The sequence below is a fragment of the Neptunomonas antarctica genome, assembly GCF_001305295.1.
GTDB classification, from domain to species: domain Bacteria; phylum Pseudomonadota; class Gammaproteobacteria; order Pseudomonadales; family Balneatricaceae; genus Neptunomonas; species Neptunomonas antarctica.
The window spans coordinates 61,972-77,989 of sequence record NZ_LJSI01000047.1 but is presented as its reverse complement, the minus strand read 5'-3'; the positions used below and the strand labels follow the sequence as shown (position 1 = coordinate 77,989).

13 protein-coding genes are annotated in these 16,018 nt (G+C 46.0%); 3 read left to right on the top strand and 10 right to left on the bottom strand.

Annotated features, from left to right (window positions below; all coding sequences use genetic code 11):
- Nucleotides 1-3 precede the first annotated feature (3 nt).
- The 10 genes from Nant_RS12540 to Nant_RS12495 all read right to left on the bottom strand — a co-directional run bounded on the left by Nant_RS12540 (nucleotide 4) and on the right by Nant_RS12495 (nucleotide 13,313).
- A complete protein-coding gene (locus Nant_RS12540) occupies nucleotides 4-795 on the bottom strand; it encodes a class II aldolase/adducin family protein (RefSeq protein WP_054342005.1) in 792 nt (263 codons plus the stop codon).
- Nucleotides 796-1,220: 425 nt separating this feature from the next.
- Entirely contained in the window at nucleotides 1,221-2,132 is a 912-nt protein-coding gene (locus Nant_RS12535; RefSeq protein WP_054342004.1) for a LysR substrate-binding domain-containing protein, read from the bottom strand.
- A gap of 386 nt (nucleotides 2,133-2,518) precedes the next feature.
- Complete coding sequence (dbpA, locus tag Nant_RS12530) at nucleotides 2,519-3,901, bottom strand: ATP-dependent RNA helicase DbpA (protein WP_054342003.1); 1,383 nt, start codon at nucleotides 3,899-3,901, stop codon at nucleotides 2,519-2,521.
- A gap of 201 nt (nucleotides 3,902-4,102) precedes the next feature.
- On the bottom strand, nucleotides 4,103-4,963 hold the full coding sequence (locus tag Nant_RS12525) for an alpha/beta hydrolase family protein (RefSeq protein ID WP_202905006.1): 861 nt from the start codon (nucleotides 4,961-4,963) through the stop codon (nucleotides 4,103-4,105).
- A 65-nt stretch (nucleotides 4,964-5,028) separates the two neighbouring features.
- Entirely contained in the window at nucleotides 5,029-6,870 is a 1,842-nt protein-coding gene (locus tag Nant_RS12520) for an ATP-binding protein (RefSeq protein ID WP_054342002.1), read from the bottom strand.
- Nucleotides 6,857-8,779, bottom strand: coding sequence for an ATP-binding protein (locus tag Nant_RS12515; protein WP_054342001.1), 1,923 nt, complete (start codon nucleotides 8,777-8,779; stop codon nucleotides 6,857-6,859). Before Nant_RS12515 ends, Nant_RS12520 begins: the two co-directional genes overlap by 14 nt.
- A 137-nt stretch (nucleotides 8,780-8,916) precedes the next feature.
- Nucleotides 8,917-10,893 (bottom strand): autotransporter family protein, encoded by a 1,977-nt coding sequence (locus tag Nant_RS12510; protein WP_054342000.1) that lies wholly within the window; start codon nucleotides 10,891-10,893, stop codon nucleotides 8,917-8,919.
- 114 nt (nucleotides 10,894-11,007) lie between these two features.
- Nucleotides 11,008-11,610 (bottom strand): TIGR02466 family protein, encoded by a 603-nt coding sequence (locus Nant_RS12505; protein ID WP_162224946.1) that lies wholly within the window; start codon nucleotides 11,608-11,610, stop codon nucleotides 11,008-11,010.
- Nucleotides 11,611-11,740: 130 nt separating this feature from the next.
- A complete protein-coding gene (locus tag Nant_RS12500) occupies nucleotides 11,741-12,313 on the bottom strand; it encodes a class I SAM-dependent methyltransferase (protein ID WP_054341998.1) in 573 nt (190 codons plus the stop codon).
- Nucleotides 12,314-12,422: 109 nt separating this feature from the next.
- Nucleotides 12,423-13,313, bottom strand: coding sequence for a LysR family transcriptional regulator (locus Nant_RS12495; protein WP_054341997.1), 891 nt, complete (start codon nucleotides 13,311-13,313; stop codon nucleotides 12,423-12,425).
- Nucleotides 13,314-13,446: 133 nt separating this feature from the next.
- Between Nant_RS12495 and Nant_RS12490 the strand changes: the two genes are divergently transcribed.
- The 3 genes from Nant_RS12490 to Nant_RS12480 all read left to right on the top strand — a co-directional run bounded on the left by Nant_RS12490 (nucleotide 13,447) and on the right by Nant_RS12480 (nucleotide 16,011).
- Nucleotides 13,447-14,046, top strand: coding sequence for an FMN-dependent NADH-azoreductase (locus Nant_RS12490; RefSeq protein ID WP_054341996.1), 600 nt, complete (start codon nucleotides 13,447-13,449; stop codon nucleotides 14,044-14,046).
- A gap of 121 nt (nucleotides 14,047-14,167) precedes the next feature.
- The gene (locus tag Nant_RS12485; protein WP_054341995.1) at nucleotides 14,168-15,115 is read left to right on the top strand and encodes a glutathione S-transferase family protein; all 948 of its coding nucleotides are present in this window, start codon (nucleotides 14,168-14,170) and stop codon (nucleotides 15,113-15,115) included.
- On the top strand, nucleotides 15,112-16,011 hold the full coding sequence (locus tag Nant_RS12480; protein ID WP_054341994.1) for a pirin family protein: 900 nt from the start codon (nucleotides 15,112-15,114) through the stop codon (nucleotides 16,009-16,011). The genes Nant_RS12485 and Nant_RS12480 overlap by 4 nt, the downstream gene beginning before the upstream one ends.
- Nucleotides 16,012-16,018: the final 7 nt, after the last annotated feature.

Genomic DNA, 16,018 nt, shown 5'->3' with positions numbered 1-16,018 from the left:
CAATTATTCTTTGTACGTTGGTGAGACTCTCTCTAAGAGCCTAAGGTAAGCGAGCCATTCGGCGTGAAAACCATGGCGCTGACTGATCTCAGCGAAATGTTTGTATTGCTCATATGTCGATTCACACACTGAAGAATCAATACTATTGATGGGTTGAGCACTCGCCAGTACAGCCAGCTGTACTTTACAAACACGCTCTAGGTTGTACATCAGCGTGAATGCTTCGCCGACACTACTTCCCATCGTCATTAACCCATGGTTGTCTAAGATGAGTATTTTATTAGTACGGCCTAAATCATTTACGAGGCGTTCTCGCTCCTCAAGGTTAAGGGCTATTCCTTCATACGTATGGCGAGAAACGCCATGATAAAACTGCAATGCCCATTGATTGATAGGCAATATTCCTGTTTGTGTTGAGGATACCGCTACACCCGAAACGGTGTGCGTATGTAAGGCACATTTCAAATCAGGGCGAGCACCATGGATAGCCGAATGAATAGTGAAACCTGCTGGGTTAGCTCCCATATCACAAGGGTCATCAATAATCGTTCCGTCCAAGTCCATGGTGACTAGCTCGCTAGCTTTAATTTCACCAAACCTTGTTCCGTAAGGATTAATCAGGAAGTGTTCTTTATCACCCGGTACACGTGCTGAGATATGTGTATAGATGCTGTCACTCATCGAGAAATACTCAATAAGATGGTAAGCCGCCGCTAGGTCAACGCGTACACGCTCTACCTCTGGCAGATTCGGATATACATCTCGAACAAAATCATTTCCTGTTTGATTACTCATAGAATGCCTTTAATAAATCTGATCATTCGTTAACAACGAGAAGGCCTCAAGCTCAAAAAGTTGTTTTAAAATCTAGATTTCATTCTTGATCAAATAAAATTTGATATCAATCGAATAAAATAGGCATGATTGTTCGATTTTTTTTGACAATTAAGGCGAGAATGGAGAAGAGGCATAAAACCAAAAGCGAAGAATGTTAGTTTGCAAAAAGAATTCGTTATATTTTTATGGAAGCAATATATGGGCCAAATAGACCTTTTTCTATTTGATGCTATACCCGCTTACTCAAATAGCATTTCTTTCTAAAAATAAGCGGTAAACGTACTAAGTAGAAGTTACAGAGCGCCCTACTTTAGCTCAACGCCCTAAAGAAGAGCATAAGTAAGGGTGATAAACAAGATGGGGAAGTGATAGTAAATCAAGCATTAGCGATCTAAACGGTCATGACGTGCTTGCGCATCTGATACCAAACTTTCAAGCCACTCCATAAATGCTTGAACTTCTGGTCTCTCAACCTTCTCAGGCGATGATACTAAATAGTATGCGCGGGGAGACTCAATACTAATATCAAAAGGTCTAATTAAGAGCCCTTTAGCAAGAGCGTCTCCACTTACCATATTGTCCCCCATAGCAATACCCTGCCCGGATATTGCTGCAGACTGTACGAAATTAGCATCGGAGAAAACGATTCCTCCTTCTAATTGAATATTGCTCACCCCATTGGCCGCAAGCCATACCCTCCAGTCTGTATAATTTACCAAGTGGAGCAAGGGCATATTCACTAAATTTGAGGGATAACCAAGCCCTCCTTTACTATGAAAAAATAACGGACTACATACTGGAAACAATCTGATAGTAATTAATTGTTTCACATATTGATCCGGCCAGTTTCCGTTGCCATACGCAATAAACAAATCAATATTGTCATTGCTGGTATCAGCAGGTTCTTCAGGAGAAGATATATACAACGTGAGCTTAGGAAATTTACGCATAAATTTTGATAAGTGGTGACAAAGCCAGTAGTTAGCCAGACCTGGGGCACAACTAATGTTCAGCCTACCCGTAACCTTATGCCCACTATTAACACGCGCGGCTTCCTGAAGAATATTCAATGCCCGCTTAGCTTCTGATGCATAGAGCTGCCCATGTTGGGTTAACTCAATACCTCTCCCCTCGCGTTGAGTTAACTGAAACCCAACGGCCTCCTCTAACATCTTAAGCTGGTGACTCACAGCACTTCGGGTAAGGTTGAGCTCTTCAGCCGCTGACGAGACACTACCAAGACGCCAAACAGCGTCAAAAGCACGCAGCGCCATGATGGATGGATAGCGTTTCATAGGATCCCCAATATGAACCAATAAATTAGAAAAATAACCTATTTAAACTAGTCGTCGAAAAGAGAACTACTAGATAAAATCCCAGTAAAAACAAAAATTATTATACAAATTAATCGTATTCTTTCGATTACGTAAACTCAATACTAATCATACACATGGGTGTTTAGTCATAGTCATTCCTTCTCGTTTAGATAAGAAAGACTCTTTAATATAGAAACGAAAGCAGGAGGTTTCTAGATACAAAATAAGTTAACGGGTTTTACAAAGTTTCTACTTCAAAGAAAAAAGGCTTCCATCCTATGGATGAAAGCCTTTTTATGAATCTAAAACCGAGAGAGACAAGTGACCGCCCCGGTTATCTGTTTGTATTTGGAAAAGAAAAGCGACTACAGGCGGCGGGCGCGATAGGTTCGCCCTTTTAACTTACCTTCTGTGATTTTTTTGAGGGCGATTCTAGCAACATCCTGATGCACAGCGACATAGGATTTATTATCCAACACCTGAATTTTACCGACCTGCGTGCCTTCAATACCATTGTCACCGGTTAGTGCTCCCAGAATATCACCCGCTCTGATTTTCTGCTTTTTACCGCCGTCAATTTGTATTGTAGACATAACCGGCGTGAATATAGGATTATCCAGAGCGCTGTCTGACGGCAGAGACTCGATGCTGATTCGCTGCCCTATGTATTCTTCTAATCTGGCAACCTTGTGCGTTTCTTTATCACTGAACAAGGTACAGGCTAACCCTTTGCGGCCGGCACGTCCGGTACGCCCGATACGGTGAACATAGACTTCAATATCACGCGCAATCTGATAATTAATAACGGCATCCAGCGCGTCTATATCTAACCCGCGAGACGCTACATCGGTGGCAACAAGAATAGACACACTCTTATTGGAGAAGCGTATCAATGTCTGATCACGATCCCGTTGTTCGAGATCGCCATGCAATGCCACCGCACTGAAACCGTAATTGCGCAGCTCGTTGGCTACGTCCTGCGTTTCAATCTTGGTGTTACAAAAGACAACTGTCGATTCAGGACGGTTTTTCAACAGCAGTAACCGCAAAGCGGTCAGGCGCTCTGACTCATCATTGATCTTATACAAGTGCTGCTGAATACTATCATCGTCATGAGTCGACTCAACCTGCACCATCACAGGGTCGATCATGATACGTTTAGCAACAGACTCAATCTTAGGCGGAAACGTCGCACTGAATAACAAGGTTTGACGCTGCGCAGGAATTTTTTCAATGATAGCGTCCAGCACATCCTGAAAGCCCATTTCCAGCATACGGTCAGCTTCATCAAGCACTAACGTTTCGACGTTTTCTAATTTCAGTGTGTTTCTTAAAATATGATCTTCAATACGCCCCGGTGTGCCGACGATAATATGTGCGCCATGCTCCAGCGAGCCAATCTGTGGGCCTAACGGTGTACCACCACACAAGGTCAGTACTTTGATGTTGTGAATAGTACGCGCCAACGTACGCACTTCCTGAGCCACCTGATCGGCCAGTTCACGTGTTGGACAAAGCACCAGCGCCTGAATCCTAAAGCGTTTAACATCAAGCTTCTCCAGCATCCCTAAAACGAAGGCGGCTGTTTTCCCTGAACCGGTTTTCCCCTGTGCAATAACATCCTTGCCTGCCAAAATATGCGGCAAACTCTGCTGTTGGATCGGCGTCATCGCCGTATAGCCAATAGATTCCAGATTTTGAAGCAACGCGGGTTTTAATTTAAGGGTCGAAAAGTCAAGTAAGCTCAATGTGCAATCCTGTACGAGGTCGGTTTTTTAGTAAAGATGACCAAAATGGCACCCATAATAGCAGATCAGATGCACACACGCCGACTAATACATCGGGATTTATTGATAATCATTCCATCCACAAAACAAATAGCTAAAGCACATATCTAAAACAAATAGCTAAAATAAATAGCCAATAAAAATCAAAAGTCGAATCCTGAACTATTTTTGCAAACCAAGCAGCACATCAGGCCAAAGACTATCCCAACAGCAGCCATGAGTTTGCTCTGGAACCACCACTACTTTTGCCTTCGCGCTGACTGACAATCCACCGATAAAGCGCTGAGCTAAAAATGGCGGTATCACTTTATCTTTTTCGCCGACAAAATGAATTTGCTCGATAGCCGATAGTTGTTGGCGATAATCAGCCGCATTAAGAGATCCCTTTAGGGGGCTGATATGATGAAAATCAGTCCATTCCTGATGATCGAGATTACCTGCAATGGTAATTAATTTAACCACATCATCACGCATGGAGGCCAACAATGCGGCTACTGCACCGCCGCCTGAGTACCCGACCAGAACCAGACGGCTCGCTTGAAATTTTTCTTTCAACTGGCTAACGGCCTGATTCATTGCACTGATAACCTCGGGTGAAAAACGAGCGTTTGTCCAATATTTATTTTCGCAACCGTGCCGGTATTTATCAGTCACAAACTGGCAAGGTCTGGCGAGGTAAACCGATGTGCTGGTCGAGTCGCTTAGTGCGAGCTTTAACGCCAGCGGATTACTAGGTGTAGGATTGGAAGATACTTGCCTACTCGTTATCCATGCCAGCCCGTCACCCTCAATATAAATAGTCAGCTGCTCAATCTGATGCATCGGCGGCTGATAACTCATCAGATTAAAAGAAGGTGTTTTTATAATATGCGCTTCCCACCCCTGCTGAGCGGCAAGTTGTTGTGCATTTTTGGTTCTGTCCTGAACCGATGGAATGCTTACACAGCCATGCAGCATCGCAAGCACTGCCAGGAACGCAGCACAACAAACCCGGCGGGGTAACTGAAAAATGTTTATATTCAAGTAGATAAATTCCTTACGAGGTTTCAGCATGGCTGTTCACATAGCGATTCAATATAATCGGCAACCTACACGGCCACATAGTCATTGAGCCAATCTAACATCTGCTTAACGTTCCCACATAAGTCATCATCGAATTTTTCAACCCGGTCCAGTACGTCGACAGGTAAGCCCGTTTGAATCAACTCATCGTTCTGTATGACAAGCATGATAGCGCCAACTGATTTATCCATCAGCAACGCCCTGCAACGCAAAAACAAACCCTCGCACGCCATTGGTTGATTATTGCCTGCTTCGTCCAGAGTCAACCGATGACTGATCAAATAACAGGTAACACCTTCAGTCACCAGTATTTGCTGACGCTGCAGCGCCCGTTTAAAGGCGGAATCGCCACCGATAAAGGCTTCAATTTTGATGCGACCATCACCGTCTATTAAGCACTCCATCACAGCAGGCATCGCCGCCTTAGCGCTTGGACCCGCACCCATGGCAGGCGCGGCATTAATCTCGTTGATGATCGCGCCATTCATGTGCCAAGGCACGCTAATATCAGTAGAGATGATATCCACACCGGCAACGTCCATATCAAACAATGCAGCCGCACGGATAGCCAACGCCTTATTATCGGGGTGTAATACGGCGATCATATCTTCATCACGGCCACCATCAGCCGTACTTTCAATACGCCGCAGCGGTGCCCATTCTCCTTTTTGAGGAATTGAATCAAAGGTAAGTCCAACGCTGTAAAGACACTGCTTAGCTAATTCATCTACTATCAGCGGAGGAGGTCTGCGCCATGGAGGTTGTTTTCTCCAGTTATCCATTTTAGTCGCTATCAGCTCTGCAACTGTATGGTACCCATCACCCTCTACCGCGATGGGTAATCGCTTAACCACATACATAACCTCACCGCGAACCACCAGCACACGATGACAATTCCCTGGTACTTGGCGTTCAACTAATACCTGAACAGATAAGAGCCGTGCATTTTCAAAAGCATCACGCACCTTTGCGTCACTATCAACATCAACACTGACGCCTTCTCCACGCTCACAATCAGCAGGTTTAATAACAACAGGCCACCCTAATTGATGCGAAGCCTCAATAGCGAGTTCTTCACTGTTACTTAAATAATGCTCAGATGCAGGCAAGCCGGCCTGATGTAACCATTGCGCCGCAATGTACTTATGGCCTGCCGCTTCAGTGCCTATTACTGAATCGGACGCTATACTGGAATTAAGAAAGCGTAATGACTTTTCACCCCAGCCAAGCTGACATATGCCTTGCCCTTCATAAGACCATGGAATATTTTTTTCATGGGCGGCACCTAATAAAACCATCGCCGATGACGATAGTAGAGTAGACGCCAGCAAGTGAGGCAACGTCTTAGTTTCCAACTGTTGATAGAAGCGGCTAAGCAAATCTTCGCTGTGTGGCGCAGTAGCAACATGGATAAACCATGCTGTACAGGTCTCATACGTCATTAGGATAATCTGGGGCGATATGCCGTCGATTCTCGGTATCGCTAGTTCACACTGCCACGCAGCACTTTTGATTGGGCTATTGATAGTGGTAGAAGCAGAAGAGACAGCGAGCACACGACCCGGTTCAAAAAATGGGATTCCACAGACCCGGAATAGCATTGCTGCAGCTACAGCAATGCGCCATGCTAAACGTGCTGCGTTACTGTTTTGCTGGCCTGATTCCAGCCATTTTTGATCCTCCGGATACTGATCTAACGGATCATCCAGCCACCCTTCCAACCATGCATCTATCCTCATCCACGGAAGTGCTGACGGTAACGCAGGCAAAGACAAGCTCAGAATCTGGACAGTCTGGTGCAACCCATGTGCATAGCCTTGAAACCCACCATTGGGTGCCAAAACCACCCTGTGCTCAGATTGTGACATGCGGGCTCCTGTTTATCGGTTGCTTATACGCAGAAAGAGAATCTGAATGGTACTGTGACATGTGCTGCTTCAGTAGTGCGAGTAATTGTGACGCGCTATCCGGCTTTATGGGCATGGCGTTATGACTAACCAGCACTGCGTTTACAATCTCCAGCCGTGATAGTCGGTCAACAGGTAGCCCTGCTGCCAAACACTCATCGGTTTGCAATATGAGTACAATCGCTTCAACTTGTTTGTCCATCAGCAGAGCGCGTATTCGAGAATGAACACCTTGCCCAATGACCGGCCAAAGAATGCCTTTCGGGTCTTCAGTGATCGCATGGTTAGTCAAAAAGCAGGCAACCCCTTGACCGATCAACACCTGCTGCCGCTTACGTCCTTGCTCAAAGGCCTCTCTATCGCCTACAAAAACTTCAACAGAGATGCGTCCATTACCGTCAACTAGTTCCATTAGTATTTCAGGTATTGCGCCTATCGAGCTTGTTCCGACACCGATCATTGGGGCATTATTTACTTCATTAATAATGGCACCATTGACATGCCAGGGCTTGCTGATATCAGATGAAATAATATCGACACCCGCCAATCCAAGCCCCAATATTTTTGCAGCACGCAAGGCAAGCGCCTCATTATCGGGATGGATCACACTCGTCACATCATCATCACGACCACCATCGATATTCGTCGGCATGCTGCGTAGGGGCACCCATATGCCGGCGGGCGGAATATGGTTAGGCGCAAAACCAGCACGTTGAATACAGTTTATCGCTAAATCATCTTGCGGTAACGTCGGTTTGCGTTGCCACAACATTGCTTGCTGTCGTGCACTATTTTCAGCGGCTATCAACTCCGCCATGGTATGCTCACCATCACCTTTTACGGCAACAGGTTGTCGACGCAGTACATAAACAACCTTGCCGTTCGCTACTTGCACGTGGTGAACGCAGCCTTTTACCTGCTTCTCTACCAGCACCTGCCTGGAAACCTGTAACGCATGCGTAAATGCAGCACGTACTCCGGCTTCGGTGCATATATTAAGCGTTATGCCCTGCCCGCCTACACTGTTAGCGGGCTTAATGACGACGGGCCAGCCCAGCTTTTGTGCCAGACTTTGCGCCGCGTGAACGGCTGCCTCTTGCGTATTCACTAATAGATGATGGGGCGCTGGCAGCCCTGCACGGCTCAGCCACTGCGCAGTGGCATATTTATGTCCGGCAATTTTTTTACCCATAAACGAATCACTCTCAAGCTGGCTATGCTGGAAACGCCGAAGGCGCTTACCCCAGCCAAGCTGATAAACACCACCCCCTTGATGATGCCAGGGGATGTGCGCTGCATCAGCAGCACGCAGTAGAGCCAAGTTTGAATGCGAGGATGCGTTGTCCGCCCACATGGGCCCGATCAAGTGAGTTTCAAGTTGACGGTAAAGTGGCTCCGGGTCAGAAAAATCATCAAGATGAGCGGCAAGACCCGTAACTATGATGGCTGCCGCTTCATAAGCACGACTAAACCATTGTTCCGCCACATAATCCACCTGTGCAACAGCCGCTTCTGCATGCCATAGGTGAGAATCATTGGCATCCGTGGATAACCGAAGCAATCGACCCGACTCAAACACGGGTACGCCACCAATACATAACAGCGCACGGGCTGTGAGTAATACTCGCCAACACCACGCAACGGCATTTAAGGTCATCGGATGCTGTGCTTGAACTAAACCATCCAGCGAACAGGGATCAACCATCTCTACATTGAGCTTTTCAGCCAACCAGATATCAATTTTTGGCCAAGGAAAATTTTGCTCTATCTTAGCGAAGCTTAAATGCAATAACTGATCAGGTTGACGCAGCCCATAACGGAACCCTGAAACGCTGGACCGGTGTAAGGCGGCAACATACTTATGCGTCATATCTGAAGAACACCTCTAAAATCAATAACACTTATAAAACAGAGAGCACTTATAAACAGCTTTTATCCATAAAAAATGGCCAAGCGCTATTCACACTTGGCCTTTTTATCAACTCACTTTCTTATCACTCCAACCTATCAGAACAGCCAGCGGAGGTTCACAGATGCCGTTTGGTTATCAAAATTCTGACGCACTTCAACATCGTAATTAGCGGAAAGTTCGACGCTGTCGCTCACTTTATTGACAAAACCAACACCACCACGCACTAACCATGGGCTAGACTCCAACCCTGCTGTAACAAAGCTAGCGGAAGGTGCGCCGGCAAAGGCGGAAGTGATGCTCGTGTCTTGATCCATCACATCATATCCAACACCCAGCTTCGCGGTAAAGGAAGACTGGTCTGAGAAAGCATGCACCAGCTTGCCATTTAAACCGAGAATCAACTCCTCGCTATCATTACTATTAACAGCGAGGTTCAGAGCCCCGGCACCTGTTTCAGTGTAGCTTTGTGCGCGAATCCGCGTGTAGTCTGCACGCACTGCAGGCGTGAGCGTGGTTTGTTCAGTGAGTGTGTAGGTACGTGATAGCCCAGCCCCTACATGCGCACTCCAGCTGGTATAATCACTTTTTGCAGTGGTGTTCATTAAAGCAATTTGACGTAAGCCCTCATTGTCATGCCTACCAATATCCGCTTGAAAATTAATATCCGTACTCTCATTGAGACTGTGGCTACCATAAGCAACCAGCTGGTAGCTATTCACGTCGGCCGATTGGGGCGCCACACTTGAATTGCTATCCACGTTGCTATTGGCATACGCAAAAGCAATCCCGAAACGGCTAGCGTCAGATACTTCTGCATCAGCACCTACCACTATGCCGTAGCTGCTGGCCTCATAACCTGATACACCCTTATGGTCATCTTGATTCGTCCAGCTACCGAAGGGTTTTACCCAGGCGTGCTTGTCCGTCATCAGATCATCACCTGACGACCGGCCATTCTGACCTTCCTGACGCGCCTGAATAACGCGATTACTGCCCTGTAAAGCATTACCCGTAGCTTGGCTCACGCCACTAAGAGGCTCAGTTTGCGAAACACCATCAGATACTTGCTGCGTAGTGGATAACTGGCCTAATGCAGTAACCACGCCAGCTAAACCAGGAGCACCTGAATCCAATGCTGATCCGGCATTTTTACCCGAAGCCTGAAAAGCAGATAAAGCGCGTACCGAATCAATATAAATACCACCGTCTAAACCGGTACTTGTATTGAGACGCTGTTCAAAATTAAACATCGCGCTGTTGTCAGTCACCTGATCAAAAAGGTCCGTCATACCTGGTGCACGGATAACATAAAACTCCTGGCCAAGAGATAATCCACTACTACTCTTAACATCGACATCAAGAGTCGTATTACCATCAAGGGAAGCATTAGCCGCCTGTAGGTAACTGTAATCCATCTCTCCACTGGTACTGACAATAGCGATACGCAGCGTACTGCCCGACTCTCCGTAAAAGTCTCGGCTTAATCTTGCGGAGGCGGAACCACCGGAATTTCTAATATCGTTAAGATCAACATTACTCTTGAGGGTTACGGTACCAGAGTCATAGTTTACAATATCAGTAGCAACGATATTGCCAATAATTTGTCCACCCTCAGAATTATAGATGCTGATATCTTGTGCTGATTCACCTACCGCTCGATTTACTGCATAACTCGTTCCCGCTATCGTTCCAGTGTTATAAACTGTTGTTGAATAGCCAGGGCTGGTATCTTCAACATAAATACCTGTTGTACCTGTGATCTGACCGCTGTTGGTAATGCTCGTACTGTTTTCATTACCGCTGTATACCAAGACAGCATTATCACCTATCACATCAATCGCGCCACCAGAAGTAACCGTACAACTACTCGTCACTTGATGAGTAGTTGTTTGCGAGTCACTCACTGACCCACAGATAGGATAAGGTGATGCCTGCGCCTGCGCTGCGCCCATACTGAGCATAGCCACTGCGACAGCACTTACAATGGGTTTAATACCAAGCATAATTTGAGAGTTAGCGATCGATTGTTCTGGAATAACTAGCATGGATTCAACTAATTGAAGATTGCGCATTAAAAACCTCGGAAGATAGCAGCATTATATAAACGACAAAATAAAAGCATATACTATGTAGCTGAATATAGGAGCAACAAGAGAAAAAATAGACTATTTAGTAAGTGAACAGCTTCAAAGTTGTAAAACGACATTTATTGGAATAGAAATGCGAGATTCACACCCGGCATGCGCTTCAGCTCCATGCTCTAGCCAATTGGGAAATACGATTAACTGCCCCACCTGTGGCGTGATCGATATCTCGCTCCCACAATTAGGGCGTAAACTCCCTTGCCAAGGAGAGAGCATCGCACCCGGACGCGGATCACGTAAAACCAGAGCGCCGCTATCTGACGGCACACTTAAATAGTAGCAAGCACTGAGTAACGCACCTGAATGGTTGTGATAGGTGTTGTAACCACCAGCATCATGGACGTTAGCCCATGCTTCAAGCTTATTGGGGAAATCGGGGGGACCCATTTCATTGAAAATAAGATCAACAACACCACGAGCTGCGTCTGCCAAGGGTGCAAATTGTTTATCTTCAAATAACGTCGGCTCACTATTCCAACCCAAGCGATTTGAGCGTCCGGCAGGATCAGGGCGGTTACTACGCATATGCGTAATCATATCAATCCAGCCAGACCGATATGACTCCAACGCGCCTAAGTCAACCGTCCAGACTCGGGTCGGAAACAAATCCTGATGATAAACGGTCAGCTGCTTAGTTTTCGTCATAAAATGAGCGTCCGCCATAAGAATGATTGCCACTTATTGATAAAAGAGATACATCATAAGACAATGCAGAGACAAGGTACATTTTGAATAGCGGCAACATCCCTCACCAAATCTCAATGTAATCCATTACTTACTTTTTCAAAAACAAGTATTCATCCATATAGTCTCCTTCCCGTGCTACCGAGCGATAATATTCAAGCGATAATAACGATGAGATGTTCAGATACTCCTGATGGGTCAGACAGAAACGCTCCGAGAATCCTTTTTCTCTATGTTGCTGAAGATTAAAGCTATTGAGCATTAATCTGCCTTGCGGGCGCAGTAACTCAGGTAAACACGCGAATAACGGCAACGATGGCCGGAAACGGTTAATGACGATATTGTCAAACGCACCCAACGCGCTTAAAGCGACCCTATCATCAAGATCTAATTGCTGTGTCCGTATGCTCAACTGTTGCGCCTGTGCCGACTCGGTTAATCGCTTAAGCCCTTCTTCTGCGATATCCACGGCTGTAACATCAAACCCCTTACTCGCTAAAAACAATGCAGTGCCGCCATCGCCCGAGGCAAGATCCAGAACAGAGCTCATTTTTAAACCCTGTTTTAATAAAGGCCAGCCTATCGTTACTGCGGCGGGTACCGATGATATCTCATCTGATTTGTTCGCATAACGACGGTTCCACTTTTCACGGATTAATGACATAGCTATCCCAATTTAACGATCTCAATTTACCGATACCTCTTTAGCTTTCTGTGATTTTCTATAATTAATCCTACTGCTATTCTTACGGCCATACAGGCGTCAGCATTGACTATAGCATGGCTTTTTTCACATTATCCCGGATCAATTCACCTAGCTGTTTAGTGGCGGGCCTTGCATAACTGCCTTCACGATAGATCAAATATAATTCAACCAAGCGCTCAGCACCGGAGGCGAGTTCCAAAGGTTTTAGTAAGCCTTGATTAAGTTCGTTTTGTATTTTTAACAGCGGAAACCAGGCATACCCCAACCCCATTACCGCACAACGGATGGACGTATTGCTATGACTCAGGGTTAAGCGTTGCTCTGCGCCTAACCAACCTGCGTCTTGCCCCCGGCTTCCTGAATCCTTTACCACCAGCTGCCGATGCAAGCGCAGGTCCTGGTAGTCCAACGTCCGGGCTAATTGATGCAAAGGATGGGTTGGTGCAGCCACTGCGCGAAAGGCAACCTGTATTAGCGGATCACCTAAAAATCCAGGGGGAACATGCCCACTAATAACGATATCGGCCTCTTTTCGTAATAAGGATTCATCGGAACCGCTAAGTACGGTCTCTTTTAACTCGATTCTAATCATGGGGTTGTCAGTGATAAATGTTTGCAGTGCTGCTAACAACACATAATCAGGAAACAAGGTATCCATCGCAATTTTTATTTCTGCTTCTTTGCCTGTCGCAAAGCCACGCGCCATTGTTTCCATCTGCTCCGCTTCTTCTAAAAGTACTTTTGCACGACGGTATAGAGTCTGCCCGGCGGAGGTTAGCACCGCTTTGCGGCCTTCTATCTTAAAAGCCCGGATATTAAGACCGCTTTCCAGTTTCTGAATAGCATAACTAATCGAGGACTGACTTTTATTGAGCGCTTCGGCTGCAGGCGCATACCCGCCATTATCGACAACCGCGATCAAGGCTTGCCATTGTTCCAGTGTCACATGTGTAGTCATTTTATATACATCTAATAATTAGATTAAATTGCACTAATTATACCCGTTTTCAATCTCTATATTAAATATAAAATAGTGACCATAGCAATGCGGCACATGCTGTCTGCTCACTCATACATAAAGGAACCAAATCATGACAACACTTCTACATATCAAAAGCAGCATCTTTGGTGACGGCGGAAAATCCAGTCAGCTGGCAGCTGACTTTATCGCACAATGGCAAAACAAACATACCGACGGCCAGATTGTTGTACGTGATGTGATTAGCAATAGCACGCCCCATCTTGATGGGACTAGCGTAACGGCTTTCATGACACCACCAGCAGACAGAACGGCAGAGCAACAAGCCATCGCCGATCATTCTGATACCCTGATTAATGAAATCCGTGATGCCGACCTGATCGTCATCGGTGTGCCTATGTACAATTTCGGTATTCCATCACAGATGAAAGCCTATCTGGATCAGATTGCACGTGCAGGCACCACCTTTAAATATACTGAAACAGGCCCTGTTGGCTTACTGGAAGACAAACCTGTTTATCTGCTGGCTACGCGCGGCGGCCTGTATCATGAATCCGGTGCTGATTTCCAGATCCCATTCATGACACAGTTTTTCGGTTTACTGGGCATTAAAAACATAGACGTTATCTATGCCGAAGGCCTTAACATGGGTGCTGTAGCTGAAACATCCTTAGCTGCCGCCAAAACTCAGATTGCTGCCACTGTTAATTAAACTGGCAAATACCAAAACTCAGATTGCTGCCTCTTTAATTCAACTCTTTAATTCAACTCTTTAATTCAACTCTTTAATTAAATCACATAAAGCATAATGAGAAACAACCGGGAGAAAAGTAATGGGACTGTTGATTAACGGTGAATGGCACGATCAGTGGTATGACACCAAAACACATAACGGCGAGTTTATCCGCAATGAATCGCAGTTCCGGAACAGGATCACAGCCGACGGCTCTTCTGATTTTCCTGCAGAAGCCGGGCGTTATCACCTTTATGTGTCTCTTGCCTGCCCTTGGGCACATCGCACTTTAATCATGCGGGCACTTAAAGGCCTCGAGAGCTTAATAACGGTGGATGTTGTTGACCCCCTTATGCTGGAAAATGGCTGGTCATTCGGATCTGATAGCGATTCACAGCAAGGAACGGATTATCTCTATCAGGTCTACCGTCATAACCAGCCTGACTACACAGGCAGAGTGACCGTGCCGGTTTTGTGGGATAAGCAACAACAATGCATTGTTAATAATGAATCAGCTGACATTATCCGTCTATTCAACACTGCGTTTAATGATGTTGGCGCCAACGACGCTGATTATTATCCACTCGCCTTACGCCAAGAAATAGACGAGCTTAATAGATGGATTTACGACACTGTTAACAATGGTGTTTATAAGGCTGGATTTGCCACCACACAGACCGCTTATGACAAAGCTGTTACAGCACTTTTTACGTCTTTAGATACCTTAGAAGAACGTCTTACGAAGCAGCGATATTTGCAGGGCAAAGATTTAACCGAAGCCGACATACGCCTTTTCACCACACTGATACGCTTCGATCCTGTCTATGTCAGCCACTTTAAATGTGACCATAAACGTATCGCAGATTATCCAGCACTCGCGGGCTATCTCAGAGATATTTATCAGCAAGACGGCGTTGCCGCAACCGTCAACCTTGATCACATAAAGCAGCACTATTTTTGCAGCCACACCATGATAAATCCAACGGGTATTATTCCGACGGGGCCAGAATTTGATCTTAATAAAATACATGGGAGAGATAAATTGTGAACACATCACAGAAAGAAAGAAACATTGCCCGCCTCATCCCAGCGGTGAATAGCCAGGACGGTGCCGGTGTGAAATTGAAACGTAGTCTGGGCCGCAATCCGGCAACACGGATTGATCCTTTTTTAATGCTAGATGCTTTTTCATCTATTAATCCTGATGACTACATTGGCGGTTTCCCCCCACACCCACATCGCGGCTTCGAAACGGTGACCTATATGCTGGATGGCCACATGCTGCATCGGGACCATATGGGCAATGAAGGCGATTTACGCTCAGGCGGCGTACAGTGGATGACAGCAGGGCGCGGGGTTATACATGAAGAGCGCCCAAAAATGGCCGAAGGTCTGATGCGGGGGTTCCAGTTATGGATAAATCTGCCCGCCAACGAAAAAATGAAACCGGCGGCCTATCAGAATATAGAACCGGAAGAAGTTCCTGTCATAACACTGAGCAATGGCTGCATTATCAAAGTGATTGCCGGTGAATGTGAACTAGAAGGCCAGCAAGCTACCGGACCTATTGCCGGAGGCAGCGTTGCTCCTATCTATCTGGACATCCAGATACCTGCGGGTAAAGTACTGACACTACCTGTCTCAGATACGTTAAGTGCTTTTATCTATCTATTTGAGGGCGGTGCAAAGATAGGTGATTCAATTCTGGCAGATAATGTGGCCGCCGTATTAGGTGCGGGTGACCAGGTAACTATTCATTCAACTGGCTCTGCAGCTGACTCAATCAACTCAGCGGATGCAACCGATCAACCCGCCAGATTATTGCTGATTGCAGGCAAAGCAATTGGTGAACCCATTGCTCAATATGGGCCTTTTGTCATGAACACCATGGAAGAAGTAGAGCAGGCCATAGAAGATTACCAGAATAATACGCTGACTGATTAGCAGTTCT